Genomic DNA, 20,715 nt, shown 5'->3' on the forward strand with positions numbered 1-20,715 from the left:
GGGAAAGTATTGGGACGAGACACCGCTTTGTCACCGGCGCGTCTCCGAAAGCGTTTCGCACCTCGCCCCTCATTCCATATTGACAGGGCGGAATCATGTCCGGCCCCTGCGCACCGTGACGGCGGTGGTCATGGTCCTGGTGTGGTCGACCGTGCGCGGGTCTCCCTCCAACCGCACCTGTACGCAGGAGCCCGGGTCGCCCGCCGACCGGGCGACGGTCAGGGTGATCCCGCCGGGTTCGACGCGCCGGCGCAGATCCGTTCCGGTGAAGCTGGTCATGTCCGTGTGGACGTGGAACTCCACGGCGCAGCTCTCGCCGGCGGCGAGTTCGACGCGGGTGAACGCGACGAGTTGGCGGACGGGGCGGGTGACCGAGGCGACGGGGTCGGTGAGGTAGAGCTGGGGGACCAACGTGCCTGGCCGGTCACCGGTGTTGGAGACCGTGGCCCGGACGGTGATCGTCGCGTCCACGGGCACGGCCGCTTGGTCGACGCCCACGTCGGTGATCTCGAAGGTGGTGTACGACAGGCCGTGTCCGAACGGGAACGCCGGTGTGGGGTCGATGTTGCTCACCCCGTCGCTCTTGAGGGCGAGCGGGGGCGCGAGGTAGGTGCCCGGCTGGCCGGCCAGGTCACCGGGGATCTGTACGGGCAGGTGTCCGCTGGGGTTGATCCGGCCGGAGAGGACGCCGGCGATCGCCGCCGATCCTTCCTCGCCGGGGAAGAACGCCTGGAGGGTCGCGTCCGCCGCCCGCGCGTGGCGGCCGATCGCGTACGGGCGGCCCGACACGGCGACGAGGACGCTCTGGTGCGCCGCGTCGAGGACGGCGTCCACCAGGTCCTCCTGCGCTCCGGGGAGCGTCAGTGCGCCGACGTCGCAGCCTTCGCCGGAGGTTCCCTCTCCGAACATGCCGGAGCGGTCGCCGACGACGAGGATCGTCAGGTCGGCCGACGCGGCCGCCGCCACGGCCGCCTCGATGCCGCTGCGGTCGTCCCCGGTGAAGGAGCAGCCCGTCTCGTGGTGCACCGAGGCGTCGGGGAACTCCTGCCGGATGGCGTCGAGGACGGTCGGGGCCTCGACGCCGAGGGGGGTCCCGGGGTGGTGGGGCAGGACGTGGTTGGGGAAGGAGTAGCAGCCGAACAGGCACCGGGCGTCGTCGGCGGCCGGGCCGATCACGGCGATCGAGCGCACGACGGCGAGCGGCAGGGCGTCTGAGGAGTTGTCGAGGAGCACGACGGACTGTTCGGCCAGGGCCCGGGCGATGTCCCGGTTGCGCGGGGAGTCGAGGGCCGCGGGAGCGGTGTACTGCCCGGGGCGCCAGTCGGGGTCGAGGAGGCCCAGTTCGGCCTTCTGGGTCAGTACGCGCAGCACCGACCGGTCGAGGATCTCCGTGCTGACGCGGCCGTCGCGCAGCAGCGCCAGCAACGGCTCGCCGTAGCCGGAGGTGTGGGGCAGTTCGACGTCGAGGCCGGCCCGCAGCGCGGCCAGCGCCGCGCCGGTCACGTCGTCCGCCACATGGTGCATGGAGGCGAGGAACGCGATGGCCCAGTAGTCGGACACGACGGTGCCCTCGAAGCCCCAGGTGTCGCGCAGCAGCCCGGTGAGGAGGGTTTCGTCGGCGGCGCAGGGCACGCCGTCGATGTCGTTGTAGGCGTTCATCACCGACCTGGCGCCGCCGGCGACCACGGCTTTCTCGAAGGGCACGAGGATGACGTCGGCGAGTTCGCGGGGGCCGAGGACCGCCGGGGCGTGGTTGCGGGCCGCGCGGGAGGTGGAGTAGCCGGCGAAGTGCTTCAGCGTGGCGACCACACCGGACGACTGCAGGCCCCGCACATAGGACAGTCCGAGCTCCGAGACGAGGTAGGGGTCCTCCCCGAGCGTCTCCTCCACCCGGCCCCACCGGTAGTCGCGTACGACGTCCAGGACGGGGGCCAGGCCCTGGTGGACGCCGACGGCGGCCATGTCCGAGCCGATGGCCTCGGCCATCCGTCCGACGAGCCGGGGGTTCCAGGTGGCCGCCCAGGCCAGCGGGGTCGGGTAGACGGTGGCCTGCCAGGTGAAGAATCCGGTCAGGCACTCCTCGTGGGCGATGGCGGGGACACGGAACCGGTTCGCCGCCACGACCTGTTCCTGCAATGCCGTCAGTCGCCTGCGGCCGGCCTCCGGATCGATGGGCGCCGTGCCGAACACCCGGGTCAGCTGACCCAGACCGTCGACGACGGCTTCCTCGAAGCGGTCGGCGCCACGGAACGTCTCCTGCATGGGCGCCACGTCGCCGCCGTCGTCGTGGTCCGGCCAGGTGCTGCCGAGCTGTGCGACCTTCTCGGCCGCCGTCATGGCGTCGAGGAGGGCCTGGGCGCGGACGGACGCCGGCAGCGCGGGATCGTTCCACAGCCCGGTCGTCGGGCGCTCGTCGCTGATCGTCAAGGTCCTGTCCGTTCTGTTGCGGGCGCGCGAAAGCCGCGCAGGTGGTTCGGGAAAGTCGAAGAAACGCTGTCGGCCGGGGCGAAGGGATCGGGCCCGGACACCGGTCCGGCGGTCCTGGGGAGGCGGACAGGCCGGTCGGCGCCAGGATGAGGCTGCGTTCGGCCGCCTTTGGCGCCATCGGCCTCCGGGCCCCGCATCGGGCGGCGTCCTGTCCATCGGCCGGCAGGACGCCGTCTCCTCATTTGCCGCCGGCGCCCATCAGGCCGGCGACGAGGGCTCGTCGGGCGAAGAGGTAGACGACGAGGATGGGAACGGCGGACATCAGCACCGCGGCCAACAGGGCCGGGACGTTGGAGCCGTACTCGGAGACGAAGTTGTACAGGCCCAGCGTCACCAGCTTGGTGTCCTCGGACTGGGTCATGACCAGGGGAAACAGGAAGCCGTTCCACGCCTGCAGGGCCGTGAAGACGGACGCGGTCGCGATCGCCGAGCTCGACATCGGGACGACCAGTGTCACCAGTGTCCGTGCGGGGCTCGCGCCGTCCAGGGCCATGGCCTCGTACAGCTCCGGGGAGATGTCCCGCATCCCGCCGCTGAGGACCAGCACGCTCACCGGCAGCGCGAACGCGGCCGTGGGCAGGATGATGCCCCAGAGGCTGTCGTAGAAGCCGAGATCGTTGATGATCAGGAAGAGCGGGATGATGACCGCCTGGGAGGGGATCGCCAGGCCCAGGAGGAACAGGCGGAAGACGCCGGTGGTGATCCAGCCCCGGCCGCGTACGACCGCGTAGCTGATCGGAATCGCGAGCACGAGCACGATGGCGACCGTGGCCGCCGCGACGACGGCGGTGTTCCAGATGTAGGTGAGGAATCCGCTGTCCAGCACGGTGCGGAAGTTGTCCGGCGTCAGCGCCGCCGGGAGGGAGAGGGGTCCGTTGTCGGTGTACTTCGACTGGGGCTGCAGGGCGGTGTTCAGCAGTGCGTACAGCGGGACGCCGATGATCAGCAGCCAGATGCACGCCGCGACGCCGGCTGCGTAGTTGGGGCGCGTCCTCACAGCCCCTCCAGGGTGCTCGTCATCTTGTCGTAGCCGCTGAGTTTGGTGAGCAGGATCGAGGCGGCGGTGGCCAGGAGCAGCAGGAAGGCCGCGATGGCGCTGGCGTATCCGTAGTCGTAGGTCCGGAAGGCGGTCTGGTACATGGAGAACGGCAGGATCGAGGTGTCGGTGCCGGGGCCGCCGTTGGTCAGCAGCAGCACGATGTCGAAGGCCGTGAGACCGCCCACGACCATGAAGATGGTCGAGGTGATCATCGTGTTGCGCAGCTGCGGCAGCGTGATGTGGAAGAACTGCCGGACCCGTCCGGCGCCGTCGATCGAGGCCGCCTGGTACAGGGTGTGCGGGATGGCGCGGGCGGCGCCCTGGTAGAGCAGGCTGTGGAAGGGGATGAACTGCCAGCTGGTCACCAGCACGAGGCAGGCGATCGCGCCTTGCTGGGTGCCGAACGGGTTCGTGCCGAAGAGCCAGTCGACCTTCGACGGCAGGCCGAAGTTGGGGTCCAGCAGCTGGCGCCACATGATGGCGGTGGCCGCCGTGGAAAGAAGCAGCGGCAGGAAGAAGATCGCCGACAGGACGGCCCGGTTGCGCTGCTTGCCGGCGGCCCACACGCCGAGCAGGATGCTGATCGGCGCCTGGACGGCGATGTTCCCGACCAGCAGGACGCCGGTGACGAGAGTGGACTGCCAGACCTGGTTGTCGCCGAGGAAACGCGACCAGTTCTCCATGCCGGTGAACTGCGGGGCGCTCAGGCCGTCCCAGTGGGTGAAGGAGAGGTAGAGCACTCCCGCCATGGGTGCGACGGCGAAGGCGAGGAAGAACAGCAGGCCGGGCAGCGCCCAGGCCACGCCGGGCCGCTCCAGGGTGGGCGGAGCGGCCCGGTCGCGGGCCCGTCGCTTGCTCACAGGCCGCGAAGTCGTTGCGGAGACCACGTGGACGTGCCCTTCTACTTCTTGATCGCCAGCACCGCGCTGACGAACTGCTCCGGCGAGCTCTGCCCGTTGAACAGCTTCTGGATCTCGGTCAGCAGCGGGGTGCCCAGAGTCAGGCCGAGGGCCTGGTCCCACGACTGGGTGAAGGAGGGGGCCTTCCCGACGAGGTCGTACTGGAACTTGGCGTACGCGGGGTCGGGCGCCTTGGCGAGCAGCTGCTCGGCATTGGTCGTGACCGGCACCTCGCCCTTTGCGATGAGCCCCTGGACGTAGGCGTCGCTGTAGGTGGTCTTGAGGAACTCCGCCGCGGTGTCCTTGGGGGCCGCAGTGGTCACCGAGATGTAGTTGGTGGGGTTTCCGACGACGTTGGCGGCGTCGCCCTTACCCCCCTCGACGGTCGGGAAGGGCACGTACCCCAGGCCGTTCTTGGCGAAGTCGGGGGCCTCGCCCTGCTGGACGGAGTACTCCCACGAGCCCATCAGCACCATCGCCGCCTTGCCCTTGTTGAGCAGGGTGGATGTTCCGCCGGAGCCGTAGTTGACCGAGCCGAAGTTCTTGCCGAAGGCGCCGCTGTCCACCAGCTCCTTGATCATCTGGGCGGTCTTGAGGACGGCCGGGTCCTGCCACTGCGACCAGTCGCCGTTCTGGATCTTGCCGAAGAGCGCCGGTCCCGCGAGGCGGTCGACGAGGTACTCGATCCACATCAGCTCGGTCCACGAGTTGCTGGCGTTGCCCGCGAGCGCGAACGGTGTGATCCCCTTGCCCTTGAAGACCTTCACCAGGTTCTGCAGCTCGGCGTAGGTCCTGGGCGGTTCGACGCCCGCGTCGGCGAACACCTTCTTGTTGTAGAACAGGAAGACCGGCTGCGTGCCACGGCACGGGATGCCGACCAGCTTGTCGCCGACCTTGCCGGCGGCCAGCGCGGAGGGCAGGAAACGCGTTCCCAGCATCCCGTCGAGCTCCACGAGCTTGCCCGCCTTGACGTAGTCGTCGAGGCTGCCGCCGCCCCAGTTGAAGAACATCCCGGGCATCTTCGCCGAGCCCATCGCGGTGCGCAGCTTGTCCTTGTAGCCGTCCGTGGCGATCACGGACATCCTGACCTTGCCCTTGCCGCCGGAGTTGAAGGAGTCCACCGCCGCCTGCGACACCGAGTTGGTGGGGTCCTGCAGCATCCAGAAGTCCACGTTGCCCGTGGGCGAGGAGGTCGAGCTGCCGGAGTTGCCGCAGCCGACCACGGTGACGCTCGCCGTGGTCGCCGCCGCGGCGGTGAGGAACCACCGTCGGGACACTCTGTTCATCGTTGAACACCTTTCGAGTCGGCAGGATCCCTTGTGCAGGTGCACTTCACCGTGCAGGCCGTCCCGGGCCTGGCTGCGCTGAGGGATGTGGTTCGAAGGCCAGGACCGTCAGGAACTTCACGCAAGATGTGCGTTCCGTTGCTCCTGCGGTTGAGCTGGCGTCGGTCACGCTAAGCGGCGGAATTCGACGGCGGCAACAATTTGAGGGAGTGAGTTTCGAAAGACTTTCGCTGCCGAGGGCTTGCGGAAACGGGATCAGGAGCGCCTGTTCGTCTGCTCCAAGGGCGGCGCCGTGGACATGCGCACAACCAATTCCGTGGCGAGTTCCCTGCGCTTCGTCGTCGGCGGCCTGCCGTCGGCCAACTGCAGCAGGACCCGCGTGGCCTCCTGACCGAGCTCCTGGAACGGCTGCCGTACGGCGCTCAGAGGCGGTGAGGCCATGGCGGCCACCAGGGTGTCGTCGAACGACATGAGCGAGAGCTCGCGCGGCACCGCCAGACCGAGCTGCCGGGCGGCCTCCATGGCGCCGAGGGCCTGCACGTCGCTGGCAGCGAAGAGAGCGGTGGGCCGGTCGTGCCGGTTCAGGATCTGGCGGGCAGCGCGCAGAGCCTCCCCGTAGTCGAAGTCCGTCGACCGGACGAGTGCGGCGTCGTACGGGATCCCCGCCTCTGCCAGGGCGGCCCGGTAGCCGTGCAGCCGTGCGGACCCGGCCAACGAACTCGACCGGCCGGCCAGCATGCCGATCCGACGGTGTCCCTGTTCGATCAGGTGCTGGACGGCGGTCGTCGCACCGTGCCAGTTCGTCACGCCGATGCTCGGGATGTCCGCGGACGGCGCGTTCAACGGATCGACGAGCACCACGGGCAGCCGCTGTTCCAGGATCCGGCGCTGGTCGGGCTCGGCCAGCGCGGAGATGACGATGACGACGCCGACGGCGTCGAGGGCCACGCACTCCTGAAGCCACTGGGAGATCGAGCGCCGACCGGTCGTGCCGAGGGTCGTGTGCAGTCCCTTCTCGGCCGCCGACTCCACGATGCCCCGGAAGACCTCCAGCGTGTACGGACCGGCCAGGTCCCGGAAGACGGCCAGTATCTGCCGTGGGCGGCCGGCGTCGTTCTCCCGGTCCCGGACGTATCCGCGTTCTGTCAGCAGCGCCTCGATCCGTGTCCTGGTCGCTTCGGACACGTCGCGTCGCCGGTGGACGACCTTCGACACGGTCGCCGCCGAGACGCCGGCCTCCTGGGCTATCGAGGCGAGAAGCCCGTACTGGACCCTGCGGTGCGACCTTGCTGAGCCGGTCACTTCTGCGTGGACCTCCCGGTCGGAAAGCGCTGACTGCGCGCGGGGTGAAAGTACACGCAGAATCGGTCGCACGGATCGAGGCCGAGCGCCGGAAAACGCTTTGACCTGCGGAAACACGGTCTCGATCGATCTCCGAAAGACTTTCGCATCGGAGACGGAAACATCTTGTAGGCTCCCGCGCAGCCTGTTTCGAGCCGCTCGGGCACATCACCTTCGGAGGCCGGGAATGCCGGTGCACAGCATCCACGACACACGCCCCGCCGACCGCTGGGAGAACGCCTTCCTCTCCGGGAACGGCGAATACGGGATCATGGTCTTCGGGCATCCGCACCGGGAGCGGATCATTCACAACCATCACCGTTACGTGCTCCCGAACGAGTCCCTCGGTATGCGGCCGCCCGCCGTCGCCGACCGTCTCGACCACGTCCGCGACCTGATCCTCGCCGGGGAGCGGGAGCGGGCTCAGCGCGAGTTCTCCGACGGCAGGGCGCTGGCTTGGACGCAGTCGTTCCACCCCGGGCATGTGCTGCACCTTGACGTGCCGGGCGACGAAAGCCCCGTGACGGACTACCGCCGGGTCACCGACTTCGCCACGGGCGAGGTGCGGGTCGGCTGGTCGGACCGGGAGCAGGCGTGGACACGACGTGCGTTCGTGTCGCGTCCCGATGCCGTCGCGGTCGTCGAGATCACCGGTCCGCGGCTCGATCTGGACATACGGCTCTCCGGCGAGACGGCCGGCCGCCCGGCCGAGGTCGTGTTCAGCACGTCCGCGCACGCCTTTGAGGACTGCGAGGCGTCGCTCACCGTCGTGGGGAGGTATCCGCTCGGCCCGGGCGCGGCGGGCTTCGGCGGCGTGACCCGCGTCGTCGTCACCGGCGGCGCGCTGACGGTCGAGGCCGACGTGGTCCACGTCCGCGGAGCGACGCGCGTCATTCTCCTGACGCGCATGGACCGGCGGTCCCCCGCCCCCGACGTCGACGGACTGCGCCTGGCTCTGGGCGAGCTGCCCGCCGACTACGACAAGCTGCTCGCCCGCCACACGGCGGTCCACAGCGAGCTGTACGGGCGGGCCTCCCTCGACCTGGGCGCCTCCGACATCGACCGGCACCTGCCGGTGGGCGAGCTGATCGCCCGGGCCGGCGCCCGGGAGCTGGACGGCGCGCTGGTCGAGGCGCTGTTCCACGCCGGCCGCTATCTCGTCCTCAGCTCCACCGGTGTGCTGCCGCCCCGGCTGACCGGACTGTGGCTGGGCGAATGGGGCGCCGCCTGGTCCGGCGACTACACCACCGACGCCAACGTCAACCTGCAGACGGCGGGGACGGTCCTCACCGGCATGCCCGAGCTCGTCGCACCGTACGCCGCGCTGATCGCAGGCCAGATCGACGACTGGCGCACCAACGCCCGCACGATCTACGGCGCCCGCGGCGTCCTCGCCCCGAGCCGGACCGACGGAGAACACGGCCTTCTCTTCCACCTCGACGACGAGTGGCCCTGGACCATGTGGCTGGCCGGCGCTGACTGGCTGCTGTTCCCGCTGTACGAGTACTGGCAGGCGACCGGCGACGACGACTTCCTCGCCCACACCCTCGCCCCGTGGCTCATCGAAGCCGCCGTCTTCTTCGAGGACTTCCTCACCCGCGAGGACGCGGCAGGGCGCCTCGTCCTCGTCCCGTCCTACTCCCCCGAGGTCGGCCCGCAGGGGGTGCAGGGCGTCGCCGGCGTGAACGCCACCATGGACGTGGCGGCCGCCCGGCACGCGCTCGTCACCGCCGCCGACGTCTGCGAACGCCTCGGCGTCGAACGGGCCGCGGCCGACCGGTGGCGCGCGCTGGCCGACCGGCTGCCGCCCTACCGCGTCGACGGCCACGGGGCGCTCGCCGAGTGGGCCTGGCCGGGGCTGGAGACCGCCGACGACCACCGGCACATCAGCCACCTCTACCCGGTGTGGCCGCTGCACGACATCACCCCCGACGACACCCCCGAGCTGGCCGCCGCAGCGCGCGAAGCCCTGCTGCGCCGCGGCGACGAGAACATGTCCGCGCACGGGAGCCTGCACCGGGCCCTCGTCGCCGCGCGTCTGAAGGACGGCGAGACGGCGAAGGCCAACGTCCTCAAGATCCTGGGACGGAACATGCTCTTCCGTTCGTTGATGACGTCGCACAACCCCGGCCTGGAGATCTACAACGCGGACGCCGCGCACGGTCTGCCCGCCGTGTTCACGGAGATGCTGGTGGACTCCCGTCCGGGGGTCGTGGAACTGCTGCCCGCGCTGCCGGCGGAGTGGCGCGGCGGCAGCCTTCGCGGCGTCGGCACCCGTGCCGGAGTGCGCGTTGACGAGCTGACCTGGGACCTGGACAAGGGCGTCGCCCAGGTCGTTCTCACCTCTGCGCGCGAGCGGGAGATCGTCGTCGCGTGCAGGCACGGGGCGGGCCGACGGCACACCGTGCGTCTTGTGCCGCGCACCACCGTCACCGTGGAGGTCCAGCTCATCTGACGGCGCCGGGGCGGGCAGCGGGCCCTTACGGGGCGGCGACCCGCCGACGCGCGGACGTCGAGGTGCGCGGTACGAGTTTCGTGGCGAGCTCGATCCGCGAGGAGGTCGGCGGCTTGCCCTCGGCGAGCCGCATCAGCACCCGCGTCGCCTCATGGCCCAGCTCCGCGAAGGGCTGGCGTATCGCGCTCAGCGGCGGGCAGGCCATGGCGGCCACCATGGTGTCGTCGAAGGACATCACCGCCAGATCGTCCGGGACGGCGAACCCCGCCTGGCGGGCGGCCTCCAGAACACCGAGCGCCTGGGCGTCACTGGCCGCGAAGACCGCGGTGGGCGGGTCGGCCGAGCGGAGGATCTGCAGGCTGGCGGCGAGGGACTCGCCGTAGTCGAAATCGGTCGAGCGCACCAACGTGGGGTCGTAGGGGATCCCGGCCTCTTCCAGCGCGGCCCGGTAGCCGTGCAGCCGTGCCGCCCCGGTCAGCGAGTGCGAACGGCCCGCGATCATGGCGACCCTGGTGTGCCCGAGCCCCAGCAGGTGCTGCACCGCCTCCCTCGCTCCGCTCCAGTTCGTCACGCCGATGCTCGGGATGTCGTGACTCGGCGCGCTGAGCGGATCGATCAGCACCACCGGGAGACGCTGCTCGACGATGCGACGCTGGTCGTCCTCGGCCAGCATCGAGATCACGATGATCATCCCGGCGGCCCCGAGCGCCACGCACTCCTGAAGCCACTGGGAGATCGAGCGATGGGCGGTCGTGCCCGTCACCACGTTGATGCCGAGGTCGTCCGCCGCGTCCACGATCCCGCGGGCGACCTCCAGGGTGTAGGGCCCGGACAGGTCGCGGAACACCGCCATGATCTGGCGCGGCACCGCGGGGTCCGGCTCACCCGGGCGGACGTACCCGTACCGCCCGAGCAACTCCTCGACCCGGGCACGGGTCGCCGCACCGACGTCAGGACGGCGGTGCACCACCTTGGAGACGGTGCTGAGCGACACCCCGGCCTCACCGGCGACGCTGGTCAGCAGACCGTACTGCGCATCCCGGTGCGTGCCGCGCCGACCTGTCACTGGTACGCCTCGCCTTGCCTGGTCATTCGGTGCCCGCCTGCCTCAGGACATCGACCTGCTGATCCGCGTCGCCCCCCGACGGAAACTTTGCCGCAACCTAACGGGACGTAACGCACCTGGGCAAGGCTGCGCCCGTGTTCGCGCGATCACGCACCGCTAACGTCATCGCGTCGGTTCCGGTGGGCTCGGGACGCCCCTCGCCATCGTGCTGATCCGGACAAGGTTCAGGAGTAGCGGCGCGCCCCACGGGCGACGTCGTCGGGAAGACGCGCAACTGATCCCTGCGGGGTAGACCCTCAGGTCACACCCGGTTCGGGACGGCCGGCCAGGCTCGACGGGGCGATGAGCGTCAAATGAGCGTAAACAGATGTTGATCAGGCTTGCGCCCGCACGCAGTTGGAGGACGATCTGTTCGTGTCCACGCCCCCTCGATCAGCGCCTGGGCCAGTATCGCGGCTTCATGCACCCGGGCCCCGAGGTGGCGGTGTTCGCCCTGACAACCCGCCGACCAGCGGGAACTGTGTCGAACTGGACGCCGTGGAAGGCCCACCGAAAGTCGCCGGTCACCACCGCGCAGAAGCTGCGCCCGGGGGCCAAGCGGGCTGCCTGAGCCGCGCGGTGGCGTCAAGGCGACCGGAGGCGGTCACCGGTCGGTGGATCAAGTCTCAAAGCTTGAACACAAATTACACACATCCTCTCTTCATTACCGGCCCACATGGTCTAGATTGACCGTGCTTCAGCGGTTCGAACACTAAGCGACCGCTAATGATCTATACGTCCGGTGCTATGGAAGACCAACAGTCTCGTCCCCGGCGCCAGACGTGGGGGTGATCCATTCTCGGAGCCCGAGAGGGGCCGTGGGTGCGGGGAGCACCCGAGGTCTCGACCGGGTCCCGCGCACCTCGGGAGCCCGGCAGGACATGCAAGTCCGCTGCCGCCCGGGTGAGTTGTCCAAGTAGCTCTACACCAGCCGGTATGTCATGCGCGGGAGGCGGGGGCCTCCCGAGGGGAGGAGAAACGCGGCACGGGGGGCGGGGGCCTCCCGAGGGGAGGAACAGTACGGGGGGCTGGGGGCCTCCCGGGGGGAGGAACAGTGTTGGGCGAACACGTCGAACCACTGGGGAACCTGGGGGGTTCTGTGCGGCAAGGGGGTGTAGTCAGCCCGTTTCCGTCGGCGCGCGATCATATGGCGAGCGGGGCGATCAGCCGGCCCGCCATCGAATGGGAGCAGCGGTACCGCCGTACCGTGATCATCAGCGACACCGTGGCCACCGCGTTCGTGGCGGTGGCGATCGGCAACTTCTTCGGGGCCCGGGACGCGGCCAACTGGCACGAGAAGTGGGTGATTCTCGCGTTCGGCACCGAGCTGCTGGTGCTGGGGGCGCTCGCGGTGAGCCGGTCGTGGGCTCCGGCCGTGCTCGGCCAGGGCGCCGAGGAATTCCGCCGGCTGGGACGCTCACTGTTCACGGCGACCGTCGTACTGGCGCTCGGCGGGATCGCCCTGACCTCGCGCAACATCAAACTCTGGATCTTCGTCGCGATCCCCGCGATCGCGGTCGTCACCATGACCACCCGGTATCTGCTGCGCCTCTCGCTGCACAAGCAGCGCAAGGAAGGCCGGTGCCTGAGACCCGTGCTCGCCGCCGGGAGCCCGGCCACCGTGCGCGACCTGATCACCCGAACCCGCAAGTTCCCGCACCTCGGCTGGCGGGTGGACGCGGTGTGCACGACGGGCGGTCTCGAGCTCGACGGCGACCACGTGGACGGAGTGCCGGTCGTCGGTCGTCTGGCCGACGTCGCCTATCACGTCCACCGCGACGGCTACCGCGTCGTCGCGGTCACACCGGACCCGCACTGGTCACCGGACCGGCTGCAGCGGCTGGCCTGGAACCTGGAGGGCAGCGACGCCGAGATGGTCGTGGCCCCCGTGCTGATGGAGGTGGCCGGCCCGCGGCTGCACGTCGACGCGGTGCTCGGGATCCCGCTGCTGCGGGTCAGCATGCCGGCCTTCACCGGGGGCCGCCGGGCGGTCAAAGGGGTGGTCGATCGAATAGGCGCAACGTTTCTGCTGATGCTGTTCGCTCCGCTGATGATGTTCGTCGCGCTGCTCGTGCTGGTGGACAGTCGGGGTGGGGCGTTCTACCGCCAGCGCAGGGTCGGCAAGGACGGCCGCGAGTTCACCATTCTCAAGTTCCGCACCATGGTCGCCGGGGCCGACCGGGCGCGTGCCGAGCTGGCCGACCGCAACGAGGGCGCGGGCCTGCTGTTCAAGCTCCGCCGGGATCCGCGGGTGACCCGGGTGGGAGCAGTGCTGCGCCGGTACTCGATCGACGAGCTCCCGCAGCTTTTCAACGTGCTCACCGGATCGATGTCGCTCGTCGGTCCGCGACCTCCGCTGCCGGAGGAGTCCGCCGCGTACGGCCCGGACATCCGGCGCCGGCTGCTGGTCAAGCCCGGCCTCACCGGCCTGTGGCAGATCAGCGGACGCAGCGACCTGTCGTGGGAGGAGGCGGTGCGGCTGGACCTGCGGTACGTGGAGGACTGGTCGCTCGCCCTGGACACAGTGATCTTGTGGAAGACGCTGCGCGCGGTGCTCTCCGGTCAGGGGGCGTACTGATGCGCGGGGGGCTGCAACTCAACGGTTTCGCCGACAGGCGGACCGCAGGCCGCAAGGGCCTGCCTGGGGGGAGGAACGGGTCATGAGAGTCAGCGTTTTCGGGCTCGGCTACGTGGGCTGCGTGTCGGCCGCGTGCCTGGCCAGCATGGGCCACGAGGTCATCGGCGTGGACGTGAACCAGGTCAAGGTCGACCTGGTCAACGACGCCAAGGCCCCCGTGGTCGAGGAACGGATCGGCGAACTCATCGCGGAGGTCGTGCGGACCGGAGCGTTGCGCGCCACCGCCGACGTCCACGAGGCGATCATGGACAGCGAGATCTCGCTGGTCTGTGTGGGCACGCCGTCGGAGCCCAACGGCAGCCTGTGCACCACGTACTTGGAGCGGGTCACCGAGCAGATCGGCGCCGCGCTGGCCGAGCGGGGCGGTCGGCACACCGTCGTGTTCCGCAGCACGATGCTCCCGGGCACCTGCCTGAACCTGCTGGTGCCGATCCTGGAGAAGTACGTCGGCGGCACCGCCGGAGTGGACGTCGGCGTCGCGGTCAACCCGGAGTTCCTGCGCGAGGGCACGAGCGTGCGGGACTTCTTCGACCCGCCCAAGACGGTCGTCGGCGAACTCGACCCGGCAAGCGGCGACGCGGTGCTGGCGCTCTACGACGGCCTGCCCGGCGAGGTGTTCCGGGTGCCGATCCCGACGGCCGAGGCGATCAAGTACGCGGACAACGCGTTCCACGGCCTCAAGATCGGCTTCGCGAACGAGCTGGGCGCGGTGTGCCAGGCGCTCGGCGTGGACTCGCACCAGGTGATGGACGTGTTCCTGGCCGACCGCAAGCTGAACATCAGCCCCGCCTACCTGCGGCCAGGCTTCGCCTTCGGGGGCTCCTGCCTGCCCAAGGACCTGCGCAGCCTGGTCCACGCGGCGCAGCGGGCCGACGTCTCGGTGCCCATCCTCTCCCATGTGCTGCCCTCCAACTCCGACCATCTGCAGCGCGCGGTGGAGCTGGTGGAGCGCACCGGCAAGCGCCGGGCGGGCCTGTTCGGGCTGTCCTTCAAACCCGGCACCGACGACCTCCGCGAGAGCCCGCTCGTCGAGCTGGCGGAGCGGCTCTTCGGCAAGGGCTACGACCTGAAGATCTACGACGCCAACGTGAGCCTCTCCCGGCTGCTCGGCGCGAACCGCGAGTACATCGAGACGCGGCTGCCGCACCTCGCGCAACTGCTCGCGGACTCGGTCGACGAGGTGCTCGAGCACGCCGAGGTGTGCCTGGTCGGGACCAGGGATCCGGACGTGCTGTCGGCGCTGCCCCACGGCGACGACGGTCCGGTCATCGTCGACCTCATCCACCTTCCCGACGCCGACGCGCGGCGGGCCGAACCGGGGTACATGGGCCTTGCCTGGTAACGCAACAAGCGGCGACGGGTCGAACCGGCGCGCGCTGATCCTGGTGGAGAACCTGTCGGTGCCGTTCGACCGGCGGGTGTGGCAGGAGTGCACGACGCTGCGCGACGCGGGCTGGACGGTGCACGTCATCTGCCCCCAGGGGAACAAGCGGGACACGGAGCCGGAGGCGCTGATCGACCGGGTGCGGATCCACCGCTACCCGTTGCGCGCGGCCACCGGCGGGCCGGCCGGCTATCTGCGGGAGTACGGATCGGCGTTGTGGCACACGGTCCGGCTGGCCCGGAAGGTCGGCCCGGTCGACGTGGTCCACGCCTGCAACCCGCCCGACCTGCTGTTCCTGCCGGCACTGTGGCTGAAGCGGCGCGGCGCGCGGTTCGTCTTCGACCAGCACGACCTGGTACCCGAGCTGTACCTCTCCCGCTTCGACCGCGGCAAGGACCTGCTCTACCGCGCCGTGTGCGCGCTGGAACGGCGGACCTACCTGGCCGCGGACGTCGTGCTGGCCACGAACGAGAGCTACCGGGACGTCGCGGTGCGCCGTGGCGGCCGGCGGCCGGAGGACGTCTTCGTGGTGCGCAGCGCGCCCCAGGTCGACCGGTTCCAACCGGTGCCGCCGGAGCCGGAGTTGAAGCGCGGCAAGCCGCATCTGCTGTGCTACCTCGGCGTGATGGGCCCGCAGGACGGTGTCGACTACGCCTTGCGGGCCCTGGCGAAGCTGCGCGACGAGCTCGGGCGGACCGACTGGCATGCGGTGTTCGTGGGCTCGGGCGACGCGTTCGACGCGATGGTGGAGCTGTCCCGGCGGCTCGGACTCTCGGAGCAGGTGCAGTTCACCGGGCGCATTCCGGACGCCGACCTGGTGCGCTACCTGTCCACCGCGGACGTGTGTCTCTCCCCCGACCCGCGCAATCCGCTCAACGACGTGTCGACCATGAACAAGGTCCTGGAGTACATGGCGATGGGCCGGCCGATCGTCTCGTTCGACCTGAAGGAGGCGCGCGTCTCCGCCGGTGACGCCGCCCTCTACGCGACCGACGACGACGAGGCCGAGTTCGCCGGGCTCGTGGCGCTGCTGCTGGACGATCCGGAGCAGCGGGCCCGGATGGGCAAGATCGGCCAGGAACGGGTCAACGGGCCGCTCTCCTGGCGGAACTCGCAAGCGTCGCTGCTCGCCGCCTATGCCGCCGCCTGTGAAGACAACCCTCCGGCGCCGGCAGGCGGCCCGGACCGGGCAAGGAAGAGGCAGCGTCGTTGAGCGAGGACACCATACGCCTGGTCACGATCGGGCGGATCATCCGTCGGCGCCGGCGGCTTCTCACCATCCTCACCGTGGTGGGCGCGCTCGTCGGCTACGGCGCCTCTGTGCTGATGCCACCGCGTTACACGACGTCGGCATCGGTCCTCCTGCCGGGGGCGTGGGAGGAGCGCGAGTTGCTGACCCAGACGGAGCTCGCGACCAGTTCGGTCGTGGTCGACCGCGCGGCCGCCGCCCTCCGCTGGACCGGGGTCAGCGGCAGCGAGCTGCGGGATCAGGTGGCCGCCAAGGCCGCCGACGGGAACATCATCAAGATCTCGGGCACGGCCGACACACCGAAGCGCGCACAGCAGCTCTCCGACCAGGTGGCCCGGCAGTTCGTCGCCTTCGCCGCGCAGATCGCGGACGACGACACCGACCCCCAGGCGGCCGCGCAGCCCGAGGCACTGCGGCAGATGGTGGCGCAGACCAGCCGCCGTATCACCGAACTGGCCGATGCGACCAATCCGGGACAGACCGTGGAGAGCGTGCAGACCCGCACCGAGCTCGCGAAGCTGCGCACCGCGCTGCAGGATGCCGTCAACAAGTTGGACCAGGCCGACCCGGCCGCCGCCAGGGCCAACATGGTCGTCATGGGCCCGGCGGCCCGGCCCGGCGGCGAGGCGCCGCCGACGAGGGTGCAGCTCATCGTCGGCGGGGCGCTGCTGTTCTTCCTGCTCGCGGTCATCGGCCATCTCACCGCCGCACGGATGAGTCGCCGACTGCGCACCGAGCCGGAGATCGCCGCGGCGCTGGGCTCGACGGTGCTGGGCGCCGTCGACGTACCCGGTGAACGGCCCGCACACCGGCCGCAGGGCCGTGGCGCGCGGGCCCGGATCCGCCGGCTGCTGGGCGCCGACGTCCGGTGGGACGTACCCGCCCCGCAGACCTCCGGCGACGAGGCCGGCCGACAGATCCGCTACCGGCGGGTGTGCGCCCGTCTGCGGGACCGACTGCCTGCTCCCCGGCGGCTGCTGGTCGTCGTACCGGACGGCGACGAGATCGCCCGCCTGGCCGCCGGGCAGCTCGTCGCCGAGGCCGAGAGCGATCCGCTGCTGCGGGTGGCGGAGGTCTCGGTGTCCCAGCCGCTGGTGCCGGACCGCGACATCGAGTCCGGCGCCCTGGTCGTGCTCAGCGCGGGCAGCTGGACCGCAGGGGAGCTCGCCGGCCTCGCCGAGGCGTGTCAGGACGCGGGGCACGACGTCGTGGGCATCGTCCTGGCCGGCGCGGTCCGGGCCCGTCCGACGCGGTCTGCCGGCCATCCCCGGCATGCCGCCGTGCCGGCGCTCGCGGTCGGCAACGAGGCGACGGGAGGTTCGAGGTGACGACGAGCACGACTTCGGAGCCGTCGGCCGCCGCTCCGCTGCTTGACCTGCATGCGCTGGTGGTGGCGGTGCGCAGGCGGCGCCGCCTCTGGTGCTCCATGGCGCTGCTGGGCCTGTTCGCCGGCGCGGCGATGGCGGTCCTGATGCCGCCGCCGCCGAGCGCGGTGACCAAGGTGCTGGTCGCCCATCAGGAGGACCAGCCGAACGACCCCGGAACGCTGATCCGCACCGACGCCGCGCTGCTGCAGACGACGCGGATCGCCGACGCGGCCCTGCGCTCCCTCAAGTCCCCGGAGAAACCGGAGGACTTCATGCAGGACTACGCAGGTGTCGGCCTGACCAACAACCTGCTGCAGATCAATGTGACAGGAGCCAGCGACGCGGAAGCGGTGGCCCGCGCCAAGGCGCTGGCCGACGCGTTCATCGCGGACCATGTGAAGCGGATACGGCAGGCCTCGGACGCCCAGGCCAAGGCCCTGCTCGACCAGCGTGACCGACTGCAGGACGAACTCGCCCAGGTCAACACGTCGATCGGAGACGCGTCTCCGGACAGCGGACCGAAGGCGTCGGCGAACCTGGAGTCGCTCTTCGCCCGCCGGGCCGAGCTCACCTCGCGGATCAGCGATTTCAGCCAGCGCGCCGAGGATGCGCGCGTCGGCACGCCCCAGCTCATCGCCGGCACCCAGATCGTGGACGCCCCGCGCGCGGTGCGGCACTCCCTGCCCAAGACCGCCGCCACCGACGCCGCGATCGGGCTCGTCCTCGGGCTCGTCCTCGGGCTCGCAGTGGCCGCGGTCGGCACGGTGGTGGCGGACCGCCCCGTGCTGCGCCGGGAGATCGCGGCGAACCTCGGCGCCTCGGTCATCGCGGAGCTGCCGATCCGATCCGGCAGGCTCTGGCGGCGCCGACGGACCCGGGAGGCCCGGACCCGGCTCACCGCGTCCCTGGCCCGCACCGTGCGCAGCTCCGCGGAACCGATGTCGCTGCTGGAACTCGGCTGTGCGCGCAGCACGAGCGGGCTCGCCCTGGACCTCGCCGGAGCACTGGCGGCGGACGGGCCGGTGGTCGTCGTCGATGGTCTGCCCGGACCGCAGCTCGCAGGACGGCGCCCGAAACCAGGAGACCCGACCGTGGTCAGCGGCGAGCATGCCGCGGCCGTGTCGCACGAGGAGCGCCGGCTCGGTGTCGGCTCGGTGGCGCCCGGCACGGCGTGGACCGACCTCCAGTACCTCGGCACCCGGACCGTGCTCGTCGTGCGTGCCGGGCACGGCAGCGCCGCATGGCTGCACACCGTGGCTCGGCAGCTCGCGGACCAGCGCGTCGCGGTGATCGGTGTGGTGCTGATCGACCCCGATCCGCGTGACCGGACCGACGGCACGCTGTGGGACGGCCTGCACCACGCGCTGCGCGGCCAGAACGAGCGGCCGGCCCGCCGGAACGGTGGGGGTACCTCCCACGCCGTTCAGGCAGTGGGCGAGGGCCGGCGGCAGACGGAGCGGCAGACGGAGCGGCTGCCGATGTGGGCGGCACGGGTCCCGGACAACGACCAGGAAGCGCGGTAGGACATGTGTGGAATCGCAGGCACTTACCGATGGCCGGACGGGAAGGTCGTGGCCGACCGGCTCACCGATACCCTCGCCCACCGCGGTCCGGACGCGGCGGGCCGGTACGGTCACGCCGCCGGTGACGGCGAAGTGCACTTCGGGCACCGCCGACTGGCCGTCGTCGACCTGTCCGAGACGGGCGCCCAGCCGATGGTCTCGGACGGCCTCGCCCTGACGTACAACGGCGAGCTGTACAACGCTCCCGAGCTGCGGGCCGAGCTGGCAGCCGCCGGGGTGCGCTTCCGCGGTACCTCCGACACCGAGGTGCTGCTGGAGGCCTGGCGGCGCTGGGGCACGGACTGCCTGCCCCGGCTGCGCGGCATGTTCGCGTTCGGGATCTTCGACGAGCGAACCGGTGACCTGGTGCTCGCCCGCGACCAGCTCGGCATCAAGCCGCTGTTCCTGCTGCGGCGCGGCGAGGGTCTGGTGTTCGCCTCCGAGCTGAAGGCGCTCGCCGCCGTGACCGGCGGTTCGCTGCAGGTGGACCATGCGGCGCTGGTGGCCTCGCTGCTGTACTACTGGGTGCCGGACTCACGGTGCGCGTTGCGCGAAGCGGAGAAGCTGCCGCCGGGAAGCTGGCTCAGGTGCCGGCCCGACGGCCGGGTGGAGCGCGGCCGGTTCTGGAACCTGAAGGACGTCGCCGCCGAGGGCCGGGAGCGGGCCCGCAGCGGCGAGCTGCCGGACCTCGCCGCCGTCGTCGAGGAGTCGACCCGGCGTCATCTGATGGCCGACGTGCCCGTGGCGACCTTCCTCTCCGGCGGCCTCGACTCCAGCTATCTGACCGCGCTGGCGGCCCGCCACCAACCGGGGATCTCCGCCTACACGATCGGGTTCCGCGCCGAGGACGCCAGGTTCGAGGCGATGCCGGACGACCTGCGCTACGCCCGGCAGGTGGCCCAGCAGTTCGGCGTCGACCTGCACGAGATAGAGATCGCTCCGAACGTGCTCGACCTGCTGCCGCAGATGACGTACCACCTGGACGAGCCGATCGGCGACCCCGCGGCGATCAACACGTTCCTGATCTGCTCGGCCGCCCGGGAGGCCGGGGTCAAGGTGATGCTCTCGGGCATGGGCGCCGACGAGCTGTTCGCCGGGTACCGCAAGCACCTGGCCAACCTGCTCGCGCTGCGCTACCAGCGGGTCCCGCGGCCTCTGCGGCGCGGCCTGTCCGCGGCCGTGGACCGGCTGCCGGTCGCGACGGCCCGCCGGGGGTACCGGTCGGTGCGCTTCGCGAAGCGGTTCCTCTCCTTCGCCGATCTGCCGGAGGAGACCGCGTTCCGGCGCAGCTACACCATGTACGACCAGGCGGAGCTGCTCGCCCTGATCGACCCGGACCTGGCCGGGACGGTCGACGACGTGCTGACCGAACACGCGGACGTCTACCAGGACAACGACCTCGACGACTTCGTCAACCGCATGTGCCTGGGCGACGCCCGGATGTTCCTGCCGGGACTGAACCTCACGTACACGGACCGCTCCAGCATGGCCGCGTCGACCGAGGTGCGGGTGCCCTATGTGGACGTAGAGGTGGTCAAGGCCGCGTTCGCCGTGCCCGGCGATCGCAAGATCGTCGGCCGGCAGGGCAAGGCCGTCCTGAAGGAGGCGGCCGCCTCGGTCCTGCCCCGGGAGATCGTGTACCGGCCCAAGGGCCTGTTCAGCGCCCCGCTGCGCGCCTGGATGAGCCGGGATCTGGCGCCGCTGGTGCGCGAGGTGGTGAACGACGGCGAGCTCGTCCGTTCCGGGTTCCTGCGCCGCGACGCGCTGGCGCGGATGGTCGCCGAGGACGCCGCCGGGCAGCGGGACTTCTCCAAGCATCTGTGGCATGTGCTGACCCTCGAGTACTGGTATCGCGGCGCGACCTCCGGGGCCGGCCAGAACTCTCCCGTGACGGCGTAGAGAC

At 70.7% G+C, this 20,715-nt stretch carries 13 protein-coding genes; 7 read left to right on the plus strand and 6 right to left on the minus strand.

Translation table 11 applies throughout. The features are described from left to right. Positions 1-93 precede the first annotated feature (93 nt). The 5 genes from ACIBAF_RS06015 to ACIBAF_RS06035 form a co-directional block, all read right to left on the minus strand. A complete protein-coding gene (locus ACIBAF_RS06015) occupies positions 94-2,427 on the minus strand; it encodes a glycoside hydrolase family 3 N-terminal domain-containing protein (protein ID WP_399461894.1) in 2,334 nt (777 codons plus the stop codon). Positions 2,428-2,665: 238 nt separating this feature from the next. Continuing rightward, a complete protein-coding gene (locus ACIBAF_RS06020; protein WP_399461895.1) occupies positions 2,666-3,484 on the minus strand; it encodes a carbohydrate ABC transporter permease in 819 nt (272 codons plus the stop codon). After that, positions 3,481-4,386, minus strand: coding sequence for a carbohydrate ABC transporter permease (locus ACIBAF_RS06025; protein ID WP_399461896.1), 906 nt, complete (start codon positions 4,384-4,386; stop codon positions 3,481-3,483). Before ACIBAF_RS06025 ends, ACIBAF_RS06020 begins: the two co-directional genes overlap by 4 nt. A 41-nt stretch (positions 4,387-4,427) precedes the next feature. After that, the gene (locus ACIBAF_RS06030) at positions 4,428-5,711 is read right to left on the minus strand and encodes an ABC transporter substrate-binding protein (RefSeq protein ID WP_399461897.1); all 1,284 of its coding nucleotides are present in this window, start codon (positions 5,709-5,711) and stop codon (positions 4,428-4,430) included. A gap of 255 nt (positions 5,712-5,966) precedes the next feature. Continuing rightward, positions 5,967-7,013, minus strand: a complete 1,047-nt coding sequence (locus ACIBAF_RS06035) for a LacI family DNA-binding transcriptional regulator (RefSeq protein WP_399461898.1) — start codon at positions 7,011-7,013, stop codon at positions 5,967-5,969. A 226-nt stretch (positions 7,014-7,239) separates the two neighbouring features. On the opposite strand from ACIBAF_RS06035, the gene ACIBAF_RS06040 reads away from it, so the two are divergent. Further along, positions 7,240-9,507 (plus strand): glycosyl hydrolase family 95 catalytic domain-containing protein, encoded by a 2,268-nt coding sequence (locus ACIBAF_RS06040; protein ID WP_399461899.1) that lies wholly within the window; start codon positions 7,240-7,242, stop codon positions 9,505-9,507. Between the two features lie 25 nt (positions 9,508-9,532). Here the strand turns inward: ACIBAF_RS06040 and ACIBAF_RS06045 are convergent, their stop codons facing one another. Continuing rightward, the gene (locus ACIBAF_RS06045; protein WP_399461900.1) at positions 9,533-10,573 is read right to left on the minus strand and encodes a LacI family DNA-binding transcriptional regulator; all 1,041 of its coding nucleotides are present in this window, start codon (positions 10,571-10,573) and stop codon (positions 9,533-9,535) included. A 1,138-nt stretch (positions 10,574-11,711) separates the two neighbouring features. Here ACIBAF_RS06045 and ACIBAF_RS06050 point away from each other — a divergent pair. The 6 genes from ACIBAF_RS06050 (at position 11,712) to asnB (ending at position 20,711) form a co-directional block, all read left to right on the plus strand. Further along, positions 11,712-13,190, plus strand: coding sequence for a sugar transferase (locus tag ACIBAF_RS06050; protein ID WP_399462114.1), 1,479 nt, complete (start codon positions 11,712-11,714; stop codon positions 13,188-13,190). 82 nt (positions 13,191-13,272) lie between these two features. Next, positions 13,273-14,592 carry a nucleotide sugar dehydrogenase gene (locus tag ACIBAF_RS06055; RefSeq protein ID WP_399461901.1) on the plus strand — a complete coding sequence of 440 codons (1,320 nt, stop codon included), beginning with the start codon at positions 13,273-13,275 and terminating at the stop codon, positions 14,590-14,592. After that, the gene (locus ACIBAF_RS06060; protein WP_399461902.1) at positions 14,582-15,847 is read left to right on the plus strand and encodes a glycosyltransferase family 4 protein; all 1,266 of its coding nucleotides are present in this window, start codon (positions 14,582-14,584) and stop codon (positions 15,845-15,847) included. Before ACIBAF_RS06055 ends, ACIBAF_RS06060 begins: the two co-directional genes overlap by 11 nt. Further along, on the plus strand, positions 15,844-17,211 hold the full coding sequence (locus ACIBAF_RS06065) for a Wzz/FepE/Etk N-terminal domain-containing protein (protein WP_399461903.1): 1,368 nt from the start codon (positions 15,844-15,846) through the stop codon (positions 17,209-17,211). The genes ACIBAF_RS06060 and ACIBAF_RS06065 overlap by 4 nt, the downstream gene beginning before the upstream one ends. After that, on the plus strand, positions 17,208-18,773 hold the full coding sequence (locus ACIBAF_RS06070; protein WP_399461904.1) for a Wzz/FepE/Etk N-terminal domain-containing protein: 1,566 nt from the start codon (positions 17,208-17,210) through the stop codon (positions 18,771-18,773). Before ACIBAF_RS06065 ends, ACIBAF_RS06070 begins: the two co-directional genes overlap by 4 nt. Before the next feature lie 3 nt (positions 18,774-18,776). Then, positions 18,777-20,711: an asparagine synthase (glutamine-hydrolyzing) gene (asnB, locus tag ACIBAF_RS06075; protein ID WP_399461905.1), complete on the plus strand. Its 1,935-nt coding sequence runs from the start codon at positions 18,777-18,779 to the stop codon at positions 20,709-20,711. Positions 20,712-20,715: the final 4 nt, after the last annotated feature.

The sequence above is a fragment of the Streptomyces sp. NPDC051677 genome (genome assembly GCF_044453465.1).
GTDB lineage: Bacteria > Actinomycetota > Actinomycetes > Streptomycetales > Streptomycetaceae > Streptomyces.

What these genes read in the sequence shown, in the direction of transcription:
- ACIBAF_RS06030 (WP_399461897.1), bottom strand. Translation starts at nt 5,711, where the DNA reads ATGAACAGAGTGTCCCGACGGTGGTTCCTCACCGCCGCGGCGGCGACC.
- ACIBAF_RS06040 (WP_399461899.1), top strand. Translation starts at nt 7,240, where the DNA reads ATGCCGGTGCACAGCATCCACGACACACGCCCCGCCGACCGCTGGGAG.
- ACIBAF_RS06055 (WP_399461901.1), top strand. Translation starts at nt 13,273, where the DNA reads ATGAGAGTCAGCGTTTTCGGGCTCGGCTACGTGGGCTGCGTGTCGGCC.
- asnB (WP_399461905.1), top strand. Translation starts at nt 18,777, where the DNA reads ATGTGTGGAATCGCAGGCACTTACCGATGGCCGGACGGGAAGGTCGTG.